The organism is Pantoea sp. 18069 (assembly GCF_902706035.1).
GTDB lineage: Bacteria > Pseudomonadota > Gammaproteobacteria > Burkholderiales > Burkholderiaceae_C > Comamonas.
The window spans coordinates 305,578-330,841 of the sequence record NZ_CACSJA010000002.1 but is presented as its reverse complement, the minus strand read 5'-3'; the positions used below and the strand labels follow the sequence as shown (position 1 = coordinate 330,841).

Below are 25,264 nucleotides of genomic sequence, written 5' to 3'. Positions count from 1 at the left end.
AGCATCAACGCTTTCACACCGCCTCACAAGAAAGCACACCATGGGCAAAACATCGAGCGGATGGAGCAACGGCTTCATCGGCATGCTGATCTTCAGCGGCTCCCTGCCGGCGACGCGCGTCGCCGTGATGGAGCTCGAACCGCTGTTCCTCACCGGCGCGCGCGCCGCCATTGCGGGCCTGCTCGCGCTGTGCGCGCTGGCGCTGTTTCGCCAGCAGCGCCCGACACCGGGCCAGTGGCGCTCCTTGGTTCTGGTGGCGCTGGGCGTGGTGCTGGGCTTTCCGCTGCTCACGGCACTGGCGCTGCAGCAGGTGACCTCGGCGCACTCGATGGTGTTCATGGGCATGCTGCCGCTGTCCACCGCCATTTTTGGCGTGCTGCGCGGCGGGGAACGGCCGCAGGCTTCGTTCTGGTTTTTCTCGCTGCTGGGCAGTGCGCTGGTCATGGCCTTTGCCGTGTCGCAGGGGCTGGGGGCTTCGTGGCGCGGCGACCTGCTGATGCTGCTGGCGATCGCTATCTGCGGGCTGGGCTACGCGGAAGGCGCGAAGCTCTCGCGCGACCTGGGCGGCTGGCAGGTGATCTCCTGGGCGCTGGTGTTGTCGCTGCCGGCCATGCTGGTGCTCGCGGGCCTGCGCTGGCCGGCAAACCTCGCCGACGTCGGCGCCGGGGCCTGGCTGGGGCTGGCCTATGTCTCGGTGTTCAGCATGTTGATCGGCTTCTTTTTCTGGTACCGCGGGCTCGCGCAGGGCGGCATTGCCGCGGTCGGCCAGCTGCAATTGCTGCAGCCGTTCTTCGGCCTGGCGCTGGCCGCAAGCCTGCTGCACGAAGCCGTGAGCCTGGGCATGGTCGGCGTGACGCTGGCCGTGATCCTGTGCGTCGTCGGCGCAAAGCATTTCGCGCCGGTGATGCCCGCGCGCTGACTTCAGGTGATCTTGAATACCCAGCGCACGGCCTTGCCGCCTGACTTTCCTTCGTAGACCGCCCACTGCTTGATGCCTTTGACCAGCACCTGCTGGCTTACATCGCGCACCGACTTCTTGGCCTTGAGCTGGGCCGTGAGCCAGTCCTGGATATGCGCGTAGTGCGCGCCTTCCTGGCCCGTGGGGACCAGCAGTTCCTGGCCCGCGACTTTGCCAGCGGAGGTGACGGTGATTTCGGTGGCGGGCATGGTGAGACGGTGTAGCAGTGAAGGGGAGGGCGATTGTGCCCGTGGCACGCCGTTTTCGCCCGCGGTGGGGTCATGGCGGGAGCGACAATGGCCGCTGGCAGACCATTGTTCGGCCGATATTCAACACGAGGATTGCAGCATGCCAGCGCACGAGACCATCAACTACGTCGAGTATCCCGCGAGAAACCTCGAGGCGACCGCAGCGTTCTTCGCAGCGGCGTTCGGCTGGACCTTCACCCACTACGGCCCCGACTACATGGCGTTCTCCGGGCAGGGCCTCGACGGTGGTTTCTACCGCGCCGAACGCGCGGCCAGCACCGCCCAGGGCAGTGCGCTGATCGTCTTCTACAGCGAACGCCTCGAAGAAACGCTGGCCAAGGTCGAGGCAGCGGGCGGTGAGATCGTCAAGCCCATCTTTTCCTTTCCGGGCGGGCGCCGTTTTCACTTCACCGAGCCCAGCGGCAATGAGCTTGCGGTCTGGAGTTGACATTCCTCTGACTGACTTCGCACGATCGCCTGGGTGGTACCCGTGAGCAAAACGGTTTCTGGCACGAAAAGTTTGCCGCGCCGTATTACGTCTTCGAGGGCGCGATGCGTGCATGATGCGGGCTTCTTCCGCGGGTACGGCAGTGAACTGCACAGTTTGGCGCAGCGCGGAACGTGTCAATTTCTGAGCTGCCTATGCGGCAGTGAACAGCACGTCTGGAAAAGCGGCAAGCGTATCTCTTTTCTGAGCTGCTTATGCGGCAGTGAACTTGTTGTCGCGCACATCGGTAATGCCCGTTGTTTTCTGAGCTGCCTATGCGGCAGTGAACCGTGGGCGGTCGATTTTGAGCTCGGCAGCACTTTCTGAGCTGCCTATGCGGCAGTGAACGGCAGCGAGCCGGCCACTACCTGGAAGCTCTGTTTCTGAGCTGCCTATGCGGCAGTGAACAGTGTCAGCGCCAAGCGCTGGGTGCACCTGTCTTTCTGAGCTGCCTATGCGGCAGTGAACTGGCATCGTCACGCTTGTAGAAGCGGATGTACTTTCTGAGCTGCCTATGCGGCAGTGAACCTGGTGGCTGGGCGCCGCGTTGGCCTGCACTTTTTCTGAGCTGCCTATGCGGCAGTGAACCCAGGTGGCTTGGTCGAACACGGTCTGCACACTTTCTGAGCTGCCTATGCGGCAGTGAACGCCGCCAGGGTAAAGGCTCATGGTCGACAGGCTTTCTGAGCTGCCTATGCGGCAGTTAACCTGCTGATCTCGCTTTGCAGCGCCCTGCGATATTTCTGAGCTGCCTATGCGGCAGTGAACGCCGTGGTGTCCAACTTGGACAAGGTTGCCCTTTTCTGAGCTGCCTATGCGGCAGTGAACGAGGCGACAGCGAACGTGGCGAAGCTCAACCATTTCTGAGTTGCCTATGCGGCAGTGAACAAATACAGCGCCCCGGGAAGGGTGCCCACGCTTTTCTGAGCTGCCTATGCGGCAGTGAACGCACATTCAACGTGCCGGTGGCTCTGGAGCCATTTCTGAGCTGCCTATGCGGCAGTGAACGAACGCTCCGGTGAATTCAAACTGCCATTTCGTTTCTGAGCTGCCTATGCGGCAGTGAACATTCCGGCATCGGCCCCAAGCTGGCGTGATCTTTTCTGAGCTGCCTATGCGGCAGTGAACGTATGCGCTCAAGCCTTCATCGCGCAGTGTCATTTCTGAGCTGCCTATGCGGCAGTGAACTTTCGAGCATGCGGCCGTATACCGTGGCGCTGTTTCTGAGCTGCCTATTCGGCAGTGAACGCGATTTCGCGATGGTGCCCGATGTGATCGACTTTCTGAGCTGCCTATGCGGCAGTGAACGTCAGCGGCAATCTGGCCCGGTCGATCTATCATTTCTGAGCTGCCTATGCGGCAGTGAACTCTTTGCTTTGCTATTGCCTGGGCATCACTGATTTCTGAGCTGCCTATGCGGCAGTGAACACGGCAGCCTGGTGCTGCCTCTCTCTGGCCATTTTCTGAGCTGCCTATGCGGCAGTGAACGGCACGCAGCCCATGGCCTGCACCTGGGCTGCTTTCTGAGCTGCCTATGCGGCAGTGAACACACCAAGACCGAATTCTCTCCGGTCACCGATTTTCTGAGCTGCCTATGCGGCAGTGAACACGGTGCCTTCTTGCCAGCGATAGGCGCTATTTTTCTGAGCTGCCTATGCGGCAGTGAACGTGGCCCTGGCGCAGTGCTTCATTTCACGAATTTTCTGAGCTGCCTATGCGGCAGTGAACCGCAGGAGGTGGAGCCTCTTTTGTCGGACCTGTTTCTGAGCTGCCTATGCGGCAGTGAACAGTTCGTCGACCGTAGAGACGGAATTGCTCAATTTCTGAGCTGCCTATGCGGCAGTGAACAGGCACCGAACGAAAGTGAGTAAAAAATGATCTTTCTGAGCTGCCTATGCGGCAGTGAACTCTGGCTGCCCATGACCAGCGTGTCGGTAAATTTTCTGAGCTGCCTATGCGGCAGTGAACAACCCCATGCTGTGGCCACGCCGTACGCGCATTTTCTGAGCTGCCTATGCGGCAGTGAACATTGAGGCCATTGCTGGCACATTCAACGTGCCTTTCTGAGCTGCCTATGCGGCAGTGAACGCGAAGCACTTGGTCAAATCAGCGACCGCCTTTTTCTGAGCTGCCTATGCGGCAGTGAACGGCAAGCGGATCGCTTCGGCGGTAGCCGCCCTTTTCTGAGCTGCCTATGCGGCAGTGAACGCAGTTCAGGCACTGCCACGGCTGCGGGCGCTTTTCTGAGCTGCCTATGCGGCAGTGAACGACTTGCATCGTTCGTCGGGATCTCCGAGTTTTTTCTGAGCTGCCTATGCGGCAGTGAACCCGAGGGCGAGCGCGATCTGTCCGACTGGGACTTTCTGAGCTGCCTATGCGGCAGTGAACGAGCTGTTCGGCCAGAGGTGCAAACATTGCACTTTCTGAACTGCCTATGCGGCAGTGAACATGCAAAGACTGCGGCAGAGCTTGCGCGTGATTTTCTGAGCTGCCTATGCGGCAGTGAACATCACCGAGGCGTCTGAGTTGCTGCGTCTTCGTTTCTGAGCTGCCTATGCGGCAGTGAACCCCGTACCAACCGGCAAACGAGCCTCAATCAATTTCTGAGCTGCCTATGCGGCAGTGAACACACGGGCAATGTGACGGCCACGGTCAGCAACTTTCTGAGCTGCCTATGCGGCAGTGAACAGTGGGTCAAGGGCGATGTTTCGCCGCTGTCTTTTCTGAGCTGCCTATGCGGCAGTGAACGATAGCTGCCCAGTGGGTAGTTGTGCGTCAGCTTTCTGAGCTGCCTATGCGGCAGTGAACACGTCCGCGCGGCCTACGGCGGTCACTACTGTTTTCTGAGCTGCCTATGCGGCAGTGAACTACTTGCTGGCATGGCAACAGTGATCGGGACTTTTCTGAGCTGCCTATGCGGCAGTGAACGTCACCCGCGTGATGAGCTCGGAGGTGGCGGATTTCTGAGCTGCCTATGCGGCAGTGAACTCAACACAGGCTACAGCGCTGACCTGGAGTCTTTTCTGAGCTGCCTATGCGGCAGTGAACGCCTGGTGATGTGCAGCTGAGCGTGGCCGACTTTTCTGAGCTGCCTATGCGGCAGTGAACCTGACTAATTTTGCCCGAAACCCTTGCTGGTCAAGGGTTTCAAGCATTTTTGCAGGCGAGACCCTTTTATTTCATTCCACCGTAAGTGCTTGATTTGTAAAAGCTGCGGCAGGCGCTTTAAAAAAGGGTCAAAACCACGGTACGGTAGCCGTCGTACTCAGGCCATAGGCGTTGAAGTCCCCTGGGCTGGGCTGAGGCTGGGCGGGGCCCAAGGCCAGAAACAGCTTGAATTGCTGGGCTGTACTGGTGCTTGCCATCTGTATATAAGGCAGGTCGCTCATCCGGCCGACGCTGTCGGGGATGCGCTGGCGGGCCTCCTCTTCGCTGAGCTGATGGCGCTTCATCAGGCGGCGGCGCAGGCGTTCGGGGCTGCTTTTGACTTGAGTTCGCCGCAGAGCGCGGTGTGCAGCATGTGCCGGCACCGGCAAGGGTCCGGTGGTACTGACATGGTCGCGGACATTGCCGAGCCACGCTCCAGCTGCCCAGGGCTGCAAAGCGGCCTCGCTGCCGTACAGGCGCAGGCAGTCGCCCACGGAACGGCGGCTGCCGTCGTAACCCGGAAAGCCGACCGCAATGCCAGGCGCATCTTGCGCGGCGGCCAAGGCGCGGTGCAAACGTGTGTACAGCGCAGCCAGCAAATGAACGGGCGTGGTTTCAGGGTCGGGCCGAAGGCGCAAATCGATATAGTGGCTCAAGGTGGCCATGACTATTACTCCTTGCCCGCATCGCCAAACACGCCGCCGCGAATGAGCGTGGCCAGCACAAAGTGCTGCTGCTCTACGGCAGGCATTTTGTCTTTGATAAGCCAGCTGTCCAGCAAGGTATAGAAGTCCATCTTGTCCGAGGGCTGACGATAGGCCTTGCCCTGGGTGGTGACGGAGCCATAGGGCTCGACGGCAATGGGGCCTTGCTCGGCCGCGTCGGGGTACCAGGTGTCGATGCTGCGCAGGGCGTTGCCCAGTTTTTGCGAATGCATGCCGGCCGTGCCATCCACGGAGTAGAGCGTTTTGCTCTTCTTGCTGGAGCCTTTATCCAGGATCAGCTCTTGCGACGGAAACACTTCTTGTCCCTCTCCCAGGCGCACAAAGGCTTCCACGCGCAGCAGCACATGCGACTGGCCCGAGAGGCCTTGCTCCATCACTTGCGCCAGTTCTTGGGCCGCGCCTTCTTGCCCGGCCGGCACGTTGAAGTCGCGCAGCGACCAGGCTGTGGCATCAAACGTCCACTGCTGCAAGGGCTGGCCGTCTTTGAGCTGCGCAATGCGCACTTCGACCTGCTCGGCGCCCAGGCGGTTGCGCCACAAAAAGCGGCCATTGGCCAGGTTGGCCGTGTAGCGCGCAGCCAGCACGCCCAGGCCGTGGGCGTCCACATAGCCTTGCACGGTGGCGCGCAGCTTGGCTTGATAGTCGGCGTTGTTGCAGGCAGAGGGCGCGCCCACGCCCGCGAGCACGCGCAAGGTGAAGCGCACACGAAGGGTGTCGGCATCGCCTGGCAGGGCAGCGACGTCCACGGTCTGCAAGTTGGGGTTTTGGATGGCAGCGTCGAGTTTGGCCGGATCGGCGTCTTTGGTTTTGAGGCGGTTGGAGATGGTGCCGCGCACGGATTTTTCTCGCACGGTGACGGCAGGCCAGGTGCTGGCCTGGTCGCGGCTTGTCCAGGAGCCCGATGTAAACAGGGCGTCAGAGGGATCCAGCTTGCGTTCAAAGGCAAGGACGGAGGCAGTCTTGAGTGCAGCAGTGGCCATGGAAATTTCTCCAGATCAATTTATGCAGATACGGTTTCGGAAGGGTTTGCCGGTGGCTGCTCGGCGGCCAGTGCGGCGGTACTGCCTGTGAAGGTTTCGGGCTCACAGGCGTTTCGGCAGCGGTACAGGCCGGTGGCTTCGTCGTAGGTGGGCCACCAGATGAGTTGCCTGGCATCGCGCAAGCGGTGCGGGCTGATCCATTGGCCGATGGAGAAAACGCTTTCGACAAAGCGCAGCGGCGTGGTGGCGTCGCGCGCCTGCACCACGCTGCCAGCCGGGTGCAGTGTCGATAGCGCGGCGTAGCCCACCGGGATGGGTGCCAACCAACCAGGCCGCAGGTCGCGCTGCCATTCGATGCGCTCGGCAGCGGCGGGTTTGGCATCTGCAGCGTCAGGGACTGGCGTTTCACTGGGTACCGGCACGCGCATGGCGCGGGTGTTGATCCGCGACAAATCCAGCCAAGCGTCGAGTGCCGTGGCGGGTGTGGACGGGTCTGCATGGCCTTTCGTCTGGCGTTGCGACAGCGTGCGCTGGTGGGCTTGCAGCAGATCGTCGCGTGCCACCAGGGCAAAACCGGGCAGCAAACGGCGGCTGAGCTGGGCAAACTCCTTGCGCTGCTGCCCAGGCTCCTGGGCTTCGAGGCGCAGTTGTGGTTGCAACGCGCGGCGCGAACGCGGGGTGTGTGATGCGATCACGCTGCCGCCGGCGATGCGCATGGTGGCCAACAGGTCTGCAACGGTCTGCGCCAACTGCTGGCGTGCCGCCTCGTCGATCAGTTGGCTGGACAGACCCACGTCAAACACCAGGCTGATGTCGAGATGGATGCGGCCTTCTTCCACGATGCCGGCGGTCGATCCATCCTTGCGCACGGGATTGCGCGAGAGGTGGAAGCTGTGCGTATAGCCCCGGTGGGTTTGCGCTTCAAAGCGGTGGCACACCACACCCACACCGTTGAATTGGAGGCCGCAGTCGGCACCCAATTTGCGCTCCAGCGCCGCCATCAGCCCCACAAAGGCGGTGATGCTGGGAAAACCCCAGGTCATGGGGCTGGAAATGGCGTTGGCGTTTTGCACCTGCAGGTGCGGCACCAGCAGCAGGGCACGGTCAAAAGTGGAGTGCAGGTCAGCAGACATCAGCGGCCTCCTGCAGCGCCCAGGCTTCTTGGGCCAGCTCATCACGAACCAAGCTGCGCCAGTAGGTGAATTCCCGGTCGCCCAACGGCAGAGGGTCGCGCAACTGGCCGTTGATCCAGCGCGCGAGGTCTTCGGCGACGGTGTCGAGCGTCTCATCTACCTCGGGCGCCTGGGTGGAAGCGTCCAGCGCGGCCTGGACCACGCCTTCAGGATCGAGCCAGTGCTTTTGCGCTGCGCTCAACTGGCATTCAGGCCGCTGACTCCAGCCCGGTGTCACGGTGCGCAGCGTGGCGCTGAGCTGCAGCCATTCGTCCAGCAGATCAAACACCATGGCATCACGGCGCTGTCGTGTGCCTTGATTGGCGGATGGGTTCGATTCAAGAAACTGGCGCAGTTGTTGCAGGGTTTGCTTGACCTCCGGACGGTAGCCAAACCGCGCCATCAGGCGCCGGTTGGTATGAGGCAGTTGCTCGCGGGTTTGCCACAGCGGCGGCAGCGAGGCCAGCAGTGGATTGTTGCCGCCGCGTTCACTATTGAGCTGGCTGATGTTTTGCGGTTTGGTGCCGCCCATCTTGCGTACGGCCAGATGCGGGTATTCGTACACCGGCGTGTCGCTATCCGCGCCCTCTTTGCGCGCCTGCCGCGCAGCCTTGGCGGCATCGCCAAAGCGGTGTTCCTGCAGCGTTTGCCATACCGAATGGGCCAGTGCGCTGCCAAACAGCGGGGCGATCAGGTGGTAGCTGGCATCAGCGTGAGGGTCTTCGTCCACGCGCCAATACAACTGCTTGGCGTAGCCGTGGGTGGCCGGGGTGCCGCGCGGCTGAACGAGTGCGGCAAAATCTGCCATCCACCGACGGGCTTCAACGGGATCGGTGCTCAGCACTTCTGCCAGGTCTGCGTCTTGCGCGCAGGCCAGTTGCAGCAAGGTTCGCCCGTTTTGTGCCAGTTTCAGAAATTTGAAAACATCCAGCGCGGCGGCATTGCCGACCACGTCATCGGCATACGAGTCGCCCAGACAGTGACTGCCCACTTCATCCAGCACAGGCAAATCCTGCGGGCCTACATACAGACTGCTGCCGCGTGCGTCCGGGTGGATGGGTTTGAGGGTGTGCGTGGCGCACTGGATCTGGGCAGAACGCCGGGCGGCGTCATCGAGCCAGGTGCGCCAGGAGAACTGCGTTTGCAACTCGGTGCGTTTGGGATCGTCAGGTTTCAGCGCTTCGAGCTTGCCATTCAGTCGTTCGGTCAGGAACCCCTGAATGAGCTCGCGCAACTTTGCCTGACGCGAGGCGGTCGCCATAAAGCATTTCCTTGAAACTGCACGAAGTGCGTGCAATCTATAAAATGCTCCGAGGCAATGCCCCGGAGCGTGATGGTTGAGCGGCCTTTATCTTCTGATCGAGCGACTTGTCATCACACATGTACCCTCCTCAAACGACTAATCCCCGTTCGCTGGGTGCCTAGCCTTCCCGGGCCGTGGCGTTGCTGTTTGAAACCCCGACGGTGTTAGCGCATCGTCGGGATTCATTTAATAGTAAACCATTATAGATTTAGTCGTTAGTCGAATGAATCTGCTCTGGGCCAGCGCAGTCTAGCATGCGTCGCGCTAATTTGTCATGGGGTACGTCAACGTATACTTTTGAGACTGCCGGAAGGCAGCTCAGAAAATTATCGACTTCGTCGCTAGTTGCATTTCTACTGCCGCATAGGCAGCTCCTTAGGCCTGACCCGAGGTAAATCCCAGCGCTGGGTGAAAGCGCACGCACCAGTCGTCACTGCTCACGGGCAACGCCGTGGTGCCATAGCGCTGGGCGCATGCAACAGGAGATATGCCCAGGCTCTGAGCCAGCTCGCTCACAGCCCGCATATAGTCAAAGGTGCCCCATACGGCGATGCGCTCGCCTTGCACCAGCCGGTCGTCCAGCAGTTCCATGCGTTCACGCGTGATGTTGATGCTGCGCGGGCCGGCACTGCGCTTCACCCACTCCAGTGCCAGATGCAACTCCACGCCGTCCTCGTCTTCGTTGAGGAGCAGCATCACATCCACCTGTTCCCGGGTTTGCTGGCGAAAGCGTTGGCGCTGCGGCAGCACATGGGTCAGCAGGGCGTCTTGCGGTGGCGCAAGCCACCAGGTGGCGCCGTTGAACAATGATTCAGCCGGAGGCTGGCGCGCAGCTCCGCGCATCGGGGCACGGCCATGCAGTGCGGTTGTCGCTGCGGGCGGCGCAGCGCGCAGCAAGGTCTGGCGCAGACGGGCATGCTCCAAATCCACCCAGTAGCGCTGTGGTTGCAACTGTGCGGGTAAGGGGCTTTGAATGCGCGGACGCGCGTCGATGGCGTTCAGGTCTTCGATTTCGTGCGGGTGCAGCAATTCGCCCAGGCGGTGCGACACCAGCAGAAATGCTTCGCCGTCTTCAAACCCCGGCCATCTGAACGCAGCCGCTGCGGGCGACTGGAAATGGCGCAGGTTGGTGTCCAGCACGGCGATATTGGGTTGCATGCAGGCGCCGGTGCGGTGGCGGCGCACGCGACCGGCCAACTGTATGAGCGAGCGCATGGAGGACGGCTCGACCACAGCCCAGTCGTAGTCGTGGTCGCGGCCCACTTCGGTCACGGGTGAGCCGAGCACGATGAACATCTGGTCGGCAGACGCGTGCGCATCAATGCATTGGCGCAGGTCGGAGCGGTCAAACACGGCGTGCGGCGTGCGACGGTTGAGCACGGCGTCCAGCCGCTGCTCGATGGCCGAGCGCAGCAGCAGTGGAAAGCGCGCGTGGTACACGCACAAATGGACTTGCCAGCCTGCGGCAACGCCCTGACGAAAAAGCGCAAGCGCCACTTCCACCAGAGGCTCGATGTTGGCCATGCGCACCAGGCCAAAGCTGATGCGTTTGCCGCTGTGCGGGTCGACGCTGTGGTGGTGTGCGTGCTGCGCCATGGCTGCGGCCAGCACGGCCTGGGCAAAGCCCGCGTGGCGGGCGTCAGCGTCTTGTGCATTGGCAATCTGCAGGGGCAGCAGCGCTGCGCGGCGGCGCACTTCGGCGACGTTGGCCAGCCGATGGCTGCGGCCTTGCACATAGCTGATGTGCTGCGCCATGAAGGCGTCGGCGCTGGCGCAGTTGGCATGGCGCTGGTCATACTCGTCCAACCACAGACAGCACACGTCGGGTAGCACCGCGCTGCCGGGCTGCGCGCCCCGGTTCTTGGCATATTCGCGTCGCCCGGCCAGGTAGGCCTCGAACAGGCCTTGTACCAAAGCGGGCGCCAGCGTGGCCGATGACAGCAGCACGCGCGCACCAAGCAGCCCGGCCCAATGCACCAACCGACCCAGCGCGGGCAGGTCGCCCAGGTCAAAGTCGTCGGGCTCGTCGAGCACCAGGTCGCTGCTCATGAGCCGCAGCATGGGTGCGATCTGGCGGCCGCCGCGCTGGCTCTCGGTGGCGGGCACGAGATGGTCGATGGTGCAGACCAGCAGTGGCGCCGTCAGCAGTTGGCGCACCTTGGCATCGCGCGTGACGCGCGAGAGCAGCGGGTGTGCGTCTGCGTTGCCTTCGATGCCCTCCACCTGCGCAAATTCATCCACCAGGTCCTGGCGTGACGCCGAGCCGCTGGCTTCGGCTTGCGCTGCATAGTGCTCGAACAGCGTGCGGCTGGCCGCGCCACCGACCAGGATGGCAAGCTGCTCGTCGTCCAGTTGCAGCAGATTGCGAAACGCTCGCCCGGTTTGCAGCGTGAGCGTGCGCAGTCCCATGGCAAAAGAGCAGCGCATGCCGTGTACAGGATCTGCCAGCGCGTGCATGACCTTGGCGTTGGCCAGTGTTTTACCGCAGCCGGTAGACGCCATGTTGACGATGAAGGCGCCGTGCGTGGCGGCTTGTTCGCGCTGCGCGGAGGCCAGATCTGCGGCCTTGTCTTGCCAGCGAAAGGCGCTGTGCGTGCTGCGCTGGCGCAGCAGGCGATGGCCCGTCATGCGTGGCAGGTGCAGCTCAAAGCCGGGCAGGGCGCGCGTGGCGAGTTGGCTGTGCTTCGCCACGCCGATCAGGTGCTCGTTGAGGGGCTGGAGGAGTTCCGGATTTTTTCCATTCGTGCCATCTGGTTGGCGTTTGGTGTTTGCAGCCAAAGTTCCCCAAGCAGGGACGTCGATACGGCCATCGTCCTTCGTCTCAAGGCTGGAATAGTGGTGATCGGCCAGCATCAGGCACATGCGCGAGACGTGCATCACATACGGGTTGGCCAGCCAATCACCCTGGCCGGGCTGGGCCAGCAGCACTTGCAGGCGCCGGGAGAGCTTTGCGGCGTTTTTCTGCCAGGTGGGGCAGTGGATGGGCAGGTCTTTGGGGGTGAAGCTCCAGTAGGGCTTCACCCACCGGGCCTCGCTATGGGTGGGGATCTCGTTCCAGGGTGCAGTGATGCGGTGCAGCACCTGCGCCAAGTGGCTGGGGTTGAACACTTCGTCTTTGGGTGGCTGCGGCAGCCGGTGATGCGTGACCACCAACCAGCCGATGGCCTGAGCCAGCGGAGCATGTGCCAGCGCCATGAAGGGCGGCGGAGCGGGCGTGTCCAAGCCGTCACGGACCAGTCGGTCCGTCCAGGTCGCGTGATCGGCAGGCGTAGGCTCGGCGAGCCGTGCAAGCCATTGCGCATCGGTATCCGTGCCCACAAAGGCCTGGAACATGCGCAGGGATACCCATTCATGGCGGTAGTCGTTGCGCCCCATCTCGCCCTTGTTGCGCAGCCGGTCTTGAAAGGCCTGGCTGGCCTTGCCCAGGTCGTGCAGCAGCGCAGCCAGCGCAGCAAACAGGTGGATGGCCTCGCCGCTGTGCCAGTCATTTTCGTCCTGCTTGCGCAACACATTGCGCTGCGTGGTGTGCGTGGGTACAGCGCCTCGGGCGTTGAAGCGGCGTGCATCGCCCACCACCCACAACAGTTCGCTGTGGTCTAGCCCGCGAATCCAGTGGCAGGCCACGGCCGTGTTTTTGCGCGCGGTTTTGCGCAGCAGGCGGCGCAGGGTGTCCAGGCCCTCCTTGGTGATCGGTGTTTGCCAGGTGCGCTCACCCCGGCGTTCGGCGAACTGGTCCAGGATGCGTCGGGTTTCCACCAGGGCGCGCTTGTCGCATTCGGAAATCAAAAGAATGTTCATGCGGCAGTTCCTGATGTTGCGGGCGGGATGGGCTCCGTGGCCGTACTTGTTGCGCCCTGGGCCGCCAGGCGCCCGGTCTCCAGCGCGATGGCTTTGAGCATGTCGATCATGAAGTCCAGTGCCTCTTTGCGGGTGAATTGCTCTATACAGGCTTGGCGGAACTCCTGTTCGGTGTCCCCGCGTGCCGCCGATATGAAAGCCTGCGGCAGCACGATGGCGTCCTTGATCAAGTCGGCCGCATCAAACACCAGGCCGCCGCGCCGCGTCTTGCCGTGCAGCACGGCAAATGCTGCGGGCAGGCCCAGCACCCAGATAGCGGTGGCGCCGAGGCCGTAGGCGAGGTAGTTGCCGTGGTCGAGGAACCTGTTGGCCGGGTCACGGCTCTCGCCGCGCGCGCTGCGCGCAAACTGACCCGCTTGCGTGGCATGGGCGGCCATTTGGTAGAGCTGTTTGGTCAGGCGCCCCTCCAGGGCCAGCAGGTGGATGACATCGGGCGCCGCTGTCACGGCAGCGGTGGTCTGCGTGACGAGGGAGGCAAGGTGGTCGATGGGTACGGTGAACACGCTCTCCTTGGCTCGCGCGTGTTCACCCCAATGCTGCAGCAGATAGCGCAGGCGGGCTGCTTGCAAGGCTTTGGCTGCCGACAAGCGCAATGCATCGTCAAACCAGAAGCGCGCCCAGTGCTGCAGGTATTCGGTAGGCCGGTATTCGCTTTGCGGGGCGAACCAGGCCACCTCCTGCTCGAATTCATTGGCACTGAACAGTGGCGTCCCGCCTCCGCCGCAAAAGCCCACCATGACGCCCGCTTTGGCCAATTCGCGCATCGCGGCCTGGGTGACCGAGGTGCCAGTGCCCAGCAGCACCGTGCTGGTGTTTGCGATGGGGATGTTCCAGTAAAGCTGCTGCTTGCCCCGCTCTGTTACGTACTCGACCCTCCCGCCGTTGACCAATACCCTGCAATGTTCGAGGTAGTAGAGGTTGGCTCGCTTGGAGTGGAGGATGGTCTTTAGGTCGGAGGAACTCAGATTTTCCATGAAGAGAGTGGCACTTGCCCGCCAAGCGGAGTAGGGTCTTCATCATAGAGTTCGACGTGAACCGGTATCAAAGGCTCTGCTCACGCCAGTTCACAATAAAGACGCAGATGGCAGTGTCATGGTCCAATGTTTTCGGCCCTCTCAATGGGGGCACCCTTGAGGACGTCCAGGCACTGCTGCAACAGCTGACCTAGAGCCATCATTGAACAGAAAGGAGCCCCATGCGCAGTGCCATCCACACCACTTTTGGCGAACCCGCCGACGTTCTTCACCTCGGTGAAAGCCCGGTGCCGCAGCCGGGCCCGGGCGAAGTGCGGATCAAGACCTTGCTCTCGCCCATCCACAACCACGACCTCTGGACCGTGCGCGGGCAGTACGGCTACAAGCCTGCGTTGCCCGCGATAGGCGGCAGCGAGGCAGTAGGCATCGTCGACGCGCTCGGTGAAGGCGTGCAGGGCGTGACGCCGGGCCAGCGCATCGCCGTCGCCAGCGTGCACGGCAGCTGGGCCGAGTACTTCATCGCGCCCGCGCCGCTGCTGGTGCCGCTGCCCGCGGTGATTGCCGACGAAGCGGCCGCGCAGCTGATCGCCATGCCGCTGAGCGCGCTGATGCTGCTCGAGTTCCTGGAAGTCCAAAGCGGCGACTGGATCGTGCAGAACACCGCCAACGGCGCCGTGGGCAAGACGCTGGCGATGCTCGCTGCCGCGCGCAGCGTGCACACCATCAACCTGGTGCGCCGCGATGCCGGCGTCGATGAGCTCGCCGCGCTGGGCATTGCGAATGTGGTTTCTACGGCGCAGCCCGGCTGGCAAGACCAGGTGCGCGCCATCATCGGTGACGCCAGCCTGCGCGCCGCGGTCGACTCGATTGGCGGCAAGGCCAGCGGCGACCTGCTGGCGCTGCTCGGCGAAGGCGGCCTGCTGGTGTCGTTCGGCACCATGGCCGGCGAGCCCATGCAGATCGCTTCGGGCGACCTGATCTTCAAGCAGGCCACGGTCAAGGGCTTCTGGGGCAGCAAGGTCAGCGCGGCGCTGTCGGTAGACGACAAGCGGCGCCTGATTGGCGAACTGCTGGGGCTGGCCGCGAGCGGCGCGCTGAAATTGCCGGTGGAGGCGGTCTACGATCTGGCCGACGTGTCCCAGGCCGCGGTCGCAAGCCTGCAGCCCGGGCGCAAAGGCAAGGTGCTGCTGCGCCCCTGAAGTCCGCAGCGCAGCGGTGCGCTGCATTGATTCCTTGTTCGAACCCGGAGGAAACCCATGATCGCCAGCATTCTCATTGGCCTCGTCGTGGCCATCCATTGCTACATCGTCGTGCTTGAAATGCTCCTCTGGGAAAAACCGGCAGGCCGGCGCGCATTCGGCCTGACCCCCGAGTTCGCGGCCCAGACCCGCACGCTGGCCGCGAACCAGGGCCTGTACAACGGCTTCCTGGCCGCAGGCCTGTTCTACGGCCTGGCGCGCGGCAGCGCAGGGCTGGAGTTCCAGTGGTTCTTCCTGGCCTGCGTGCTGATCGCCGGCCTCTACGGCGGCTTCACGGCGAGCCGGAAAATCCTGCTGATACAGGCGTTGCCTGCGGGGTTGGCATTGCTGGCGCTGTGGCTGGGCGTCTGACGGCGCTGAGGGACAAAAGTGGCGGGGCGTTCATGCGGTTTTTCGAGATCAGGCCGTTGGCGGGTTAGCTGTGGGGCACAGTGCGCGCGCAATACGGTGGTTCCATGCCTTTAGACTTGCATGCTGGCGCAGGCTTCCAGGCGGGCTGCGCCTGGCCTTTTCCCATCATCGAGGCTTTTGCCCGGCCCCATCCCCATGGAAAATACAGCAAGCTCACACGCGGTTCTCGGATCTGCCATCGTGGACCAGATGGTTTCGCGCGAGCAGATGGAAGCCCTGATCCTGACCGGGAGGCCGGTGGCATTCGAGCGCTGTGATTTCGAGGGCGTTGACCTTTCAAGGCTCCACATGCGCGATTTCGAATTCAGCGCCTGCTCCTTCATCGAGACCTCGTTGTATTCGGCCTCCCTGACGCGAACGATTTGGCAAGGCTACCGCGCACGCCAGGCAGATTTTGAGTCCGCCGACCTGACGGACGCGCATTTCCAGTCCTGCGACCTCAACAACACCAAGTGGCGTCGCGCCAAGCTGCCTGCAGCCTCTTTCAAGGGCTGCAAGCTCACGGGCGCCAGCTTCGAAGAAGTTTCGCACCTGGGATTGACTTTTGAAGACTCCCTGCTGATCAGTGCCGACTTGCGGCGGCTGTCGTTTCGCAAGCAGCAGTTGCAGGCGCTCGACTTCTCGGACGCCAACCTGTCGGGCTGCGATTTCCGCGACGCCGTCTTCATTGGCGGCAGCCTGCGCGATGCTTATCTGAAGCAGGCGCGTTTCGACGGCGCGGATCTGCGTGAGGCGGATATTGGCGGGCTGAAACTCGAGGACGCCCGCCTGTTCCGTGGTGCCACTATTTCACGCAATCAGGCGGCGGGGCTTTTGATGGAGTTGGGAATTACCGTGGAGTGAGGGGCGCAGGGCCCGATGCCGGCGTCTTGGCTATCCATGGAAATTTCCTGGGCTTGACTTCAGCGGGCCACCGCGGACCCGCTGCAAGCAACGCTCAGACCTGGGCGAAGGCGTTTTCGCTTTTGCTTTCCTGGGTAAGGAACACGAGCATCACAATGAATCCGATGACCGGCACGAAGTAGATCAACTGCCACCAGCCGCTGCGATTGGTGTCATGGAGCCTGCGTGTTGCGGCTGCTATCGATGGCAGCAGAGTTGCCAAGGCAAAGACTCCGCTGAGCACTTCGCTGATCATCGCAGTCCCAAGGCTGACAAGCACCACGAACAGAAAGAACCACCAATACTCGGAGCGGCGTGCGCGGCCGCTGAAATCTGCGTACTTGGCAAAGCACACGCGAATGGATTCCTGGAACGTCATGTTTTCTTCCCATTGTTGACAGACGAAAAGTGATCGTCTGAAAAAACATCGTAACGTAACTTTGTGTCAAAGGTCCTGCGCCACTGCGGGCGGCGCGGAGCGCGGGGACTCCGCCTGCGTAAACCGAGGCAAAGCACTCATGGCAACTCGCCAGCCAGGCCGCTGCTGCCTGATTCGAACCAAACCGCCTTCATGGAACCTGGAGCGGTTCTGGCGACTGATGCGGCAATTGCAGAGAGAAAAAAGAAAAAGGCCGCACGTCTGTGGACATGTGCAGCCTTGAAATTGGTCCCCTCAGCAGGAATCGAACCTGCATCTAGCGCTTAGGAGGCACTCGTTCTATCCATTGAACTATGAGGAGACGCGGCGCTATTGTAAGCGGGCGCAGCGGGGCGTTGGCCCTGAAACCGGTGTAGAACCGGTTTCAGGGCGCAGTACTTCAATCCTTGCGCACCGTATAGATCAGGTCCACCGCGCTTTTCTCCCCGGTCTGGCCGCGCAGCGTGAGGCGGCGCGACAGGTCGTAGAAGATGTACAGCGTGCCCATTGCGCCCGACAGGCTTTGCTCGTAGGTGATGTACAAGTCCTTGGACAGGCGCTTGCCCAGCGTCAGTGCGGCGCCGTCCGAGGAGTCGCTGCTGCCCGGGCCCTTGAAGCCGATTTCGTCCAGGCCCACGCGGCCCGCGAAGTTCTCGCCCGAGCCGCCGCCGCTGAGCAGCGCGAGCGCGGCCTGTTGCAGCAGCGCGGCTTCGGCGCCGCCTTCGGAGGGGTCGCGGCCCATCACCACCCAGGAGAGTTTTTCGGCGTCGGGCATTTCCGGGTCGGAGTACAGGCGCACACGCGGGTCGCTGGCCGAGCCCGTGACCTGCACGCCGGCGCGCACGGCGATGTTCGGGCGTACGGCCAGAATGTCCAGCGACGGGTTGTCGTAGCTGCCGCTGAAGCGCACGATGCCGGTTTCCACGTCGAGCGATTGCCCCCAGGCGCGGTAGCGGCCCTGTTCGGTGCGCACTTCGCCGGTGATGCGCGGCGGCCCGCCGGCCTGCAGCGGACCGAGCACGTCGAGCTGGCCGACCAGGCGCGTGGTGATGCCGAAACCCTGCAGCGCGAAGTCATTGCCCAGGTCCAGGCTCACGGCGATGTCGGGCGGCTTCGCGGTCTGGGCCTTGGCGCTGGTCTGGCGCGCCTGCTCTTCCTGCTGCGCCTGGCGCGAAGCGGCCGAGCGCACGACCACGTCGGAGTCGAGCGAGGGTGCGGAGTCTTCGGGCAGCAGGATGGCCGCGCGGTCGGCCGTGAGCTTGCCGCGCAGCGTCCACAGGCCCTGGTCGAGCTGGGCCTGCAGGTTGCCCGAGACGCTCAACTGGCGGTCGGCGCGCACCAGCACCTGCAGCTTGCGCGCCTCGGCGTTGAATTGCATGCGCAGGCCCGATCCGTCGCTGTCGCCGAGCTTGTCCCAGCGGATGCTGCCCTGGCCGATCAGCTCGCCGCCGTCGGTCGGGGCCGCCGTGAGGTTGCCGCTGTAGCCCAGGATGCGCGCGCTGCTGCCTTGCCCGCCTTCGAAGCGCAGCTGAGTGATGTTGAGCTGGTTGCCCGCGAAGCTGCCGTCGAGGCTGCCGTTCTTCAGGTCCACGCCGTCGAGCAGCGAAGCGATGCCCAGGCGGCTGGCCTGCAGCGTGCCCTGCCAGCGCGGATCGAGCCGGCTGCCCGAGAGCGTGGCGTCGGCGCTGAACGTGCCCGACGCGCGCCAGCCCGGCGGCGCGAACAGCGACCAGATGCCGACGTCGGGCATCTGCGCCGAGACCTTGCCGGAGAGCGGTGCGTCCTCGGGCCAGGCCCAGCCTTCGGCGCTGCGTGCCAGCCGGGTGCCGAGCTGGGCCTTGACGTTGCCCGCGCGTTCGCTGGCCCAGTCGAGTTGGGCGACGACATCATCGCCCCGGGCCTGGAGGTTCAGCCGCGCCTGCTGGATGCGTGCCCGCATGCGCGTGCCCTGCACGGCCACCGCGCGTGCGCGTGAGCGTGGGCGGGCTTCGCCGCTGTTGCTGTCGGCGGAAGGGCCGCTGCTGCGCACGATGGTGGACGTATTGCCTTCATCGACCGCGATGCGGATGTCGCCGTCGGCGCGCTCCAGCGTCGCGCTGGCCTGGAGCTGGGGCCCCGTGGTGTCGATGTTCCAGTCGCCATTGAGCCGCAGGTCGCCACTGATGCCGGCGCGCGTGAGCGGGCCTTCCTGGCCCTGCACGCCCAGCGCATCGGCCCAGGCCATGGGTACGCCCAGCAGCCGGCCCTGGGTCTTGAGCGCCCAGCTGCCTTTGGGCTGGGAGCGCGCGATCATGTCCTGCCATTCGATGCGCGACTGGCCTTCCAACAGGGACGGGGGGGTCACGATCAGCGCGCTGGCGCTGGCCTCGATCTGGGTGGTGCGCACGGTCTGGCCGGGGCTGGTCTGGCGCAGCGTCAGCGGCGACTGCAGCTGCACGGCCCAGGTCCCGGGAAACTCCTTGCCGAGTTCGGCGCTGGCCTGCAGGCGGGCGATGCGCGCCTGCCAGTCGTTCGCGGCGCCGCTGCGCAGGCTCGACAGCCCCGCGTCAAGCGCGGTGTTCAGCTGCAGCTTGCGTTCGCCCATCTGGGCCTTGCCCTGCAGCTCGATCTGCGCCTGCTCGGGCGTGCCCTTGAGGTTCAGCGCGAGCCCTTGCACGGCCAGTGGTTCGGCATCCGCGCTCAGATAGCGCAGGCTGGGCACATCGAGGCTGGCCTGGAGTTGCAAGCCCGAAGGCGCTGCTGGCAACTGGCCCGCGGGCGCCTGCAGGCGCTGCAGCAGCTTGCCCCAGCCGCCCTGCCATTGCAGTGCGAGCTGGCCCTGGCCCTCGAGGTTGGCGCCGGGCAGGGGATCACTCACGCCGGGCAGGCCGCGCAGCCATTGCAGCAATGCGGGCGCCGAAGCGATGGCCAGATCGGCCTTGCCCTTGCCGCTTTCACGGCCGAGTTCGCCGTCGATGGCGAGCTTGCCGCCCGGCACTTCGGCCTGGGCGCGTGCGGTCACCTGCATGGTCCGGGTTTCGATTTCGACACGGCTGCTGCGCACCCGGGCTTGCAGCGCGTCGACGCGCAGATCGCTCAGGCGCAGCCATGGCGCCTGCCATTCGCCCTCGACATTGAGTCTTTCCAGCGCCAGCGGCGCGGGCTTGCCGGCGGCGCGGCGTGCGCGGCCGGTATCCGCCTGCAGCGCGGCGGTGAAAGCCACGCTGTGGTCTTCGCGGGTCGTGGCTTCGACGCGGCCCTGAAGGGGCGCGGCGTCCAGCGTGCTGTAGAGATCGGCGGGGTTGAGCCGGGCAACGTCCGCGCGGCCTTCGACGGTCTGGGTCGCGGGCGTATAGCGGCCTTGCAGGGCGATATGGCCCGGGCCGACGTCGGCGCGCGATTCGCGCACTTCCCACACGCCGTCGGCGTAGCGCACTTGCGCCTCGAGGCGGTCGAGCGGCAACTGCTGCTTGTCCCAGGGGCCGGCCTTGGCATTGCTCAGCTGGGTCTGCAGCGCCCAGCCGCCGTCGGCTTCGGGGCCGGCCTGCAGGCTGCCGGCGACCAGGGTGCGCGGGCCCGCGGGCCAGAAGCTCGCGACGTCGAGCTGCTCGAACGTGGCCTGGGCCTGCTCCAGCGGCTGGGCCAGCCAGGGGCGCACGACGGCCGTGACATGCGCGCTGGGCGCGAGCGCGGAGCTGTCGCTGGGCGCCTTGGCGTCGGCGGTGATCTCCAGCCGTGCGGCTTCGGTGGCCAGCGTGCCGGCTATCTTGACTTCGGCTTCGACGGTCTGGCTGCGCTGCTGGTCGGGCAGCGGCGCTTCGAGCCGGCCCGACAGCGTGGCCTGCAGTTGCATGGGCGCGTCGGCCTGCAGTTGCAGCGCGGCGCGGTAGCTGCCGTCGGCCCAGTCCAGGCGCGCCACGTCGAGGCGGTGGTGCTGGCCGTCATAGCGGTAGTTTCCCTTGAGCTGCTGGATCTCGGCGCGCGGCGGGCCGTTCCAGACCAGTTGGTCGATCTCGAACGGCAGCGCGATGCGCACCGGCAGGCGCAGTTGCTGCAGCGGCTCGGTCGGGCTCGCGTCGGGCTGCGCCGTGCTGGTGATTTCCAGGCGCTGGGCGTGCAGCTGGCCGACCTGCACTTCGCGCTGCAACAGCGGCTGCAAGCGCCAGCCGATGTCGGTTTTTTCGATTTCGACGGTCAAGGCCGGGCCGCGCCAGCGCAGCCAGCCGATATGGCCGCCCTGGCGCAGCGTGCCCGAGACGTCGCGCGCTTCGAGCGACTGCCCTTCGGGCAGCCAGCGTGCGACGCGGGTGATCAGCGAGGCGAGCGAGTCGGCCTGGCCGGCCCACCACCAGACACTGCCCAGCGCCGCGACCAGCACCAGTAGCAGCGAGATGAACAGCACGGCGAGCGCGCGCCAGGCGCGGCGCCAGCGGCTGCGATGGGCACGGGCCGCGGCGGCAGGAGTCGCGGCGGCCGATGCCGCGGCGGCCGGTGCCGTCTGGGAAGAGGGGGAAGGGGATGCAGTCGGCTCGGCCATGGATCAGAAAGTGAAGCCCAGGCGCAGATGCAGGCGCAGGCGTTGGGATTGGATGCCATAGGCGAGATCGGCCTGGATGGGGCCTACGGGACTGCGCCAGCGTATGCCCGTGCCCACACCGGCGCGCACGGTCAGCGCGTCGGTGTTGTCGGTGACCGTACCGGCGTCGAGAAACAGCGTGCTTTCCCAGTCGCTGGTGTTGCCGCGCACGGTGATCGGGCGCTGCCATTCGACGCTGCCCGAAGCCATGTAGCGGCCGCCGGTGACCAGGCCGTTGTCGGTGCGCGCACCGATGGACTGGTAGCTGTAGCCGCGCACCGTGGTGTCGCCGCCGGTGAGGAACAGCTGGGTCACGGGGATTTGCACGTCCTCGCGCGCGATCACGGCGCCGCCCGCGGCGCGCAGCGCGAGCCGGCTGCGCCGGCGCGTGAGGTCATCGCGCTGCCCCAGCTCGAGCAGCGTGAGCCAGCGCGCCGAGACCCGGCCGAAAGGTTCGTGCGCCGGTGTCAAGGTGGTGCCCGCGCCGACTTCCCAGGCAAAGCCGTAGCCGGAGCTGGGCGACGTCGGATTGTCGAAGTAACGGCCGGTCCAGCCGTAGTTGGCGGTGATCGACGAGCTCGACGGCAGGTCTTCGGCGCCCTGCAGCCGCGCAGCGTCGTACTGCAGGTAGTAGTTGCGGTCGATACGGTCTTCGCTGCGGCTGCGGCCGGCGCGCAGCTGCAGGCTGGTGGCGTCGAAGTCACCCGATTGCTCGCGTTCGGCCTTGGCGCCGCCGAACCAGGCCCAGCCCGTCTCATCGGGCAGGTCGGTCCAGTGGGTCGACAGCAGCGGGTTCTTCTTGTTGATATTGAGCTTGGTGACCGCGCGCCAGCCGATGCCGGGCAGGCGGTTGTGGATGTGGTCCACGCTCAGGCGCGGGCCGGTGTCGGTGCTCACGCCCACGCCCAGCACCCATTTCTGCAGCTTGGCTTCGCGCACCTGGGCGATCACCGGTGCCGTGACATGCGTGCTGTCCGGCTGGGCGGCGCTGGTGTCCAGCGTCAGGAACACCGAGTCATAGTAGCCGCTGCTCGCAAGCCGCTGCTGCGCATCGAGCAGCGTCTGCTGAGAATATTCCCGGCCTTCAGGCAGGCGCGCGATGCGGCTGGTTCCCTGGGTGTTGTAGCGCTCGCCGCCGTCGATGCGCAATGCGCCGAACGAATAGGCCGGGCCGGGCGCATAGGTCACGTCGAGCTGGGCCTGCTGGGTGTCGGCATCGATCACGGCCTGGCTGCCCGCGATCGCGGCCGTCGGGTAGCGGTGCTGCTGCAGGCTGCGCAGGCCCTGGCTCTTGGCGCCGCCCCAGGCGGATTGGGTAAAGCGTTGCCCGGGCTTGAGCGGCCACGCGGACTGGATGCGCGCGCGCTGCGCCGCGCCTTCGGGGTCGTCGGCCGTCGGGCCGGAAAAGCCGACCTGGGCCGCGGCGATCTGCGCGGGCGGGCCCGGATCGACGTGCACGATGACGACGAAACGCTCGTCGCTTTCCTCGGGCGCATCCTGGATTTCGAGCGCAATCGTCGGGCTGAAGTAGCCCAGCGTGCCTATCAGGTTGCGGATATTGCGGTCGGCCGCGCCCAGCAGGCGCGAGAGTTCGCGCCGCTGCAGGTCGGGCTGCTGGCGAAAACGCTGCAGCTCCATGTGCTTTTCAAGCAGCGTGCGCACGTCCTCGGGCGCCTCGACCTTCAGCGCGAAACTCGGCTTGCCGGAGATGGAGCTGACGGCCTGGGCATCGTGGGATTTTTCCTTCGACGGCAACAGGCTGCAACCGGAAAGCAGCAGCGCCGTGGTCAAAAAAAACGCCGACCCAATGGCCGGCGCCTGTGCGAAGAGGAGCTGGGGCATGGGTCTATTTTGACAGCAGGCGAATTGTGTCTTCGAGTCCTTTGAGTGACAAAGGGTACATCCGGTCGCTCATCAGTTGCTGGATGATGCTGATGCTCTGTCGGTATTGCCACACGCCCTGCGGTTCGGGGTTGATCCAGGCGAAGCGCGGAAACGCATGCGTGAGGCGCTGCAGCCACTCGGCGCCGGCTTCCTCGTTGTTGTATTCCACGCTGCCGCCGGGCTGCAGGATCTCGTAGGGGCTCATGGTGGCGTCGCCGACGAAGATCAGCTTGTAGTCCTTGTTGTACTTGCGGATGATGTCCCAGGTGTCGAATTTCTCGGCGAAGCGGCGGCGGTTGTTCTTCCACATGTAGTCGTAGACGCAGTTGTGGAAGTAATAGAACTCGAGGTGCTTGAACTCGCTTTTCACGGCCGAGAACAGCTCCTCGACGCGCTGGATGTGCTCGTCCATGGTGCCGCCCACGTCCATCAGCAGCAGCACCTTGACGTTGTTGTGCCGCTCGGGAATCATCTTGATGTCGAGGTAGCCCGCATTCGCGGCCGTGCTGCGTATGGTGTCGGGCAGGTCGAGTTCGAGCTCATTGCCCTGGCGCGCGAACTTGCGCAGCCGGCGCAGCGCGACCTTGATGTTGCGCGTGCCCAGCTCCTGCTGGTCGTCGTAGTCGCGGTAGGCACGCTGCTCCCAGACCTTGACCGCGCTCTTGTTGCGCCCCGGCCCGCCGATGCGCACGCCCGCGGGGTTGTAGCCGCCATGGCCGAACGGGCTGGTGCCGCCCGTGCCTATCCATTTGCTGCCGCCTTCGTGGCGCTCCTTCTGCTCTTCGAGGCGTTTTTTCAGCGTTTCCATCAGCTCGTCCCAGCCCATGGCTTCGATCGCGGCCTTGTCTTCGGGGCTGAGCTCGCGCTCGAGCAGCTTGCGCAGCCATTCCTGGGGCAGCTCGCGCGTCAGGTCGGCGACCATTTCCACGCCCTTGAAATAGGCGGCGAACGCGCGGTCGAACTTGTCGTAGTGCTTCTCGTCCTTGATCAGCACCGTGCGGCTCAGGTGGTAGAAGTCGTCGAGGCTCCAGCCGTCGGCGCTCTTGGGGCCGACCACGCCGGCCTCGAGCGCTTCGAGCAGGCTCAGGTATTCCTTGACCGACACCGGCAGCTTGGCCGCGCGCAGCGTGTAGAAGAAGTCAATCAGCATGGATCAGTCTCCGGCAGGCAGGGACGCTGAAGGCGCCTGCAGACGCGCGCTCAGGCGTGCGCGCACTTCGGGCCATTCGGCGGCGAGCAGGCTGTACATGACGGTGTCGCGGATGCTGCCGTCGCGGCGCAGCGCATGCGAGCGCAGCACGCCGTCCTTGTGCGCGCCCAGGCGCTCGATCGCGCGCTGGCTCGCGAGGTTGAGGATGTCGGTGCGCCAGCCGACGACCGTGCAGTCCAGCGCCTCGAACGCATGGGTCATCAGCAGCAGCTTGGCGGCGGTGTTCACATGGCTGCGCTGCACGCTGCGCGCATACCAGGTGTAGCCAATCTCGACGCGGCGCACGGCTGGAATGATGTCGTGGTAGCTGCTGCAGCCTATGATCTGGCCGCTGCCCGCGTCGACCACGGCCCAGGGCAGGCGCTCGCCGCGCGCCTGCATGTCCAGGGCCTGGGCGATATAGGCGCCCGTGTCCTCGGGCCGCGGCACCGAGGTCACGCGCAGGTTCCACAGTTCGCCGTCCGCGGCGGCGGCACGCAGGCCGGCCTCGTGCTGCATGGTCAGTGGTTCCAGCCGCACGCCATGGCCCTGCAGCACGACGGGGGAGGCGAAGGCGCTGCTCATTTCGAGTCGGACTTGTTGCGTTCCGTGCGCCAGATGCGTGCGGCCTGCAGGCCGCCACCGCCGAACAGGCCGATCAGTACGATGGCGGCCAGCGTCGTCGGCCCGTAGCCGGACGCGAACAGGTCCAGGCCCAGCAGCCGTCCCAGGCCATAGCCGAGCAGCGCCCCGACCACGAAGCCCAGCGCATCGGACAGGCCTTCCACCAGCAGTTGTCGAACATTGGTCATCG

The 25,264-nt window shown here is 64.5% G+C and carries 18 protein-coding genes, 1 tRNA gene, 1 pseudogene and 1 CRISPR repeat array; of the genes and pseudogenes, 6 read left to right on the top strand and 14 right to left on the bottom strand.

Annotated features, from left to right (window positions below; genetic code table 11):
• The first annotated feature begins 40 nt into the window (after positions 1–40).
• Entirely contained in the window at positions 41–919 is an 879-nt protein-coding gene (locus GVL12_RS03650; RefSeq protein WP_159911278.1) for a DMT family transporter, read from the top strand.
• 2 nt (positions 920–921) lie between these two features.
• On the opposite strand, the gene GVL12_RS03645 is transcribed toward GVL12_RS03650, so the two are convergent.
• A complete protein-coding gene (locus tag GVL12_RS03645) occupies positions 922–1,167 on the bottom strand; it encodes a hypothetical protein (RefSeq protein WP_159911277.1) in 246 nt (81 codons plus the stop codon).
• A 139-nt stretch (positions 1,168–1,306) separates the two neighbouring features.
• On the opposite strand from GVL12_RS03645, the gene GVL12_RS03640 reads away from it, so the two are divergent.
• A complete protein-coding gene (locus GVL12_RS03640; RefSeq protein ID WP_159911276.1) occupies positions 1,307–1,654 on the top strand; it encodes a VOC family protein in 348 nt (115 codons plus the stop codon).
• An 11-nt stretch (positions 1,655–1,665) separates the two neighbouring features.
• Positions 1,666–1,758: pseudogene (locus GVL12_RS26465) on the top strand (type 1 glutamine amidotransferase domain-containing protein); the annotation flags it as partial.
• Positions 1,759–1,834: 76 nt separating this feature from the next.
• A CRISPR array of direct repeats spans positions 1,835–4,801; the repeat unit is 28 nt; unit sequence TTTCTGAGCTGCCTATGCGGCAGTGAAC.
• 128 nt (positions 4,802–4,929) lie between these two features.
• Here the strand turns inward: GVL12_RS26465 and cas6f are convergent.
• The 6 genes from cas6f to cas1f all read right to left on the bottom strand — a co-directional run bounded on the left by cas6f (position 4,930) and on the right by cas1f (position 13,852).
• A complete protein-coding gene (gene cas6f, locus GVL12_RS03635; protein WP_159911275.1) occupies positions 4,930–5,505 on the bottom strand; it encodes a type I-F CRISPR-associated endoribonuclease Cas6/Csy4 in 576 nt (191 codons plus the stop codon).
• 5 nt (positions 5,506–5,510) lie between these two features.
• Positions 5,511–6,545 (bottom strand): type I-F CRISPR-associated protein Csy3, encoded by a 1,035-nt coding sequence (gene csy3 / locus GVL12_RS03630; protein WP_159911274.1) that lies wholly within the window; start codon positions 6,543–6,545, stop codon positions 5,511–5,513.
• Positions 6,546–6,565: 20 nt separating this feature from the next.
• The gene (gene csy2, locus GVL12_RS03625; RefSeq protein ID WP_159911273.1) at positions 6,566–7,678 is read right to left on the bottom strand and encodes a type I-F CRISPR-associated protein Csy2; all 1,113 of its coding nucleotides are present in this window, start codon (positions 7,676–7,678) and stop codon (positions 6,566–6,568) included.
• A complete protein-coding gene (gene csy1 / locus GVL12_RS03620; RefSeq protein WP_159911272.1) occupies positions 7,668–8,978 on the bottom strand; it encodes a type I-F CRISPR-associated protein Csy1 in 1,311 nt (436 codons plus the stop codon). Before csy1 ends, csy2 begins: the two co-directional genes overlap by 11 nt.
• A 417-nt stretch (positions 8,979–9,395) precedes the next feature.
• Positions 9,396–12,818, bottom strand: coding sequence for a type I-F CRISPR-associated helicase Cas3f (gene cas3f / locus GVL12_RS03615; protein ID WP_159911271.1), 3,423 nt, complete (start codon positions 12,816–12,818; stop codon positions 9,396–9,398).
• Positions 12,815–13,852 carry a type I-F CRISPR-associated endonuclease Cas1f gene (cas1f, locus tag GVL12_RS03610; protein ID WP_159911270.1) on the bottom strand — a complete coding sequence of 346 codons (1,038 nt, stop codon included), beginning with the start codon at positions 13,850–13,852 and terminating at the stop codon, positions 12,815–12,817. Before cas1f ends, cas3f begins: the two co-directional genes overlap by 4 nt.
• Positions 13,853–14,073: 221 nt before the next feature.
• On the opposite strand from cas1f, the gene GVL12_RS03605 reads away from it, so the two are divergent.
• From GVL12_RS03605 to GVL12_RS03595, 3 genes are all read left to right on the top strand, one after another.
• Positions 14,074–15,051 (top strand): zinc-binding dehydrogenase, encoded by a 978-nt coding sequence (locus GVL12_RS03605; RefSeq protein WP_159911269.1) that lies wholly within the window; start codon positions 14,074–14,076, stop codon positions 15,049–15,051.
• A gap of 57 nt (positions 15,052–15,108) precedes the next feature.
• A complete protein-coding gene (locus GVL12_RS03600; protein ID WP_200843472.1) occupies positions 15,109–15,462 on the top strand; it encodes a DUF1304 domain-containing protein in 354 nt (117 codons plus the stop codon).
• A gap of 195 nt (positions 15,463–15,657) precedes the next feature.
• The gene (locus GVL12_RS03595) at positions 15,658–16,365 is read left to right on the top strand and encodes a pentapeptide repeat-containing protein (RefSeq protein ID WP_159911268.1); all 708 of its coding nucleotides are present in this window, start codon (positions 15,658–15,660) and stop codon (positions 16,363–16,365) included.
• Between the two features lie 94 nt (positions 16,366–16,459).
• On the opposite strand, the gene GVL12_RS03590 is transcribed toward GVL12_RS03595, so the two are convergent.
• The 7 genes from GVL12_RS03590 to GVL12_RS03560 all read right to left on the bottom strand — a co-directional run bounded on the left by GVL12_RS03590 (position 16,460) and on the right by GVL12_RS03560 (position 25,262).
• A complete protein-coding gene (locus GVL12_RS03590) occupies positions 16,460–16,783 on the bottom strand; it encodes a DUF805 domain-containing protein (RefSeq protein ID WP_159911267.1) in 324 nt (107 codons plus the stop codon).
• 286 nt (positions 16,784–17,069) lie between these two features.
• Positions 17,070–17,144, bottom strand: a tRNA-Arg gene (locus tag GVL12_RS03585).
• 78 nt (positions 17,145–17,222) lie between these two features.
• Positions 17,223–21,338, bottom strand: a complete 4,116-nt coding sequence (locus GVL12_RS03580) for a translocation/assembly module TamB domain-containing protein (RefSeq protein ID WP_159911266.1) — start codon at positions 21,336–21,338, stop codon at positions 17,223–17,225.
• Positions 21,339–21,341: 3 nt separating this feature from the next.
• Positions 21,342–23,219, bottom strand: a complete 1,878-nt coding sequence (locus GVL12_RS03575; protein ID WP_159911265.1) for an autotransporter assembly complex family protein — start codon at positions 23,217–23,219, stop codon at positions 21,342–21,344.
• 4 nt (positions 23,220–23,223) lie between these two features.
• Positions 23,224–24,411, bottom strand: a complete 1,188-nt coding sequence (locus tag GVL12_RS03570; protein ID WP_159911264.1) for a VWA domain-containing protein — start codon at positions 24,409–24,411, stop codon at positions 23,224–23,226.
• Positions 24,412–24,414: 3 nt separating this feature from the next.
• On the bottom strand, positions 24,415–25,035 hold the full coding sequence (locus tag GVL12_RS03565; RefSeq protein WP_159911263.1) for a GNAT family N-acetyltransferase: 621 nt from the start codon (positions 25,033–25,035) through the stop codon (positions 24,415–24,417).
• Complete coding sequence (locus tag GVL12_RS03560; RefSeq protein ID WP_159911262.1) at positions 25,032–25,262, bottom strand: hypothetical protein; 231 nt, start codon at positions 25,260–25,262, stop codon at positions 25,032–25,034. The genes GVL12_RS03565 and GVL12_RS03560 overlap by 4 nt, the downstream gene beginning before the upstream one ends.
• Positions 25,263–25,264: the final 2 nt, after the last annotated feature.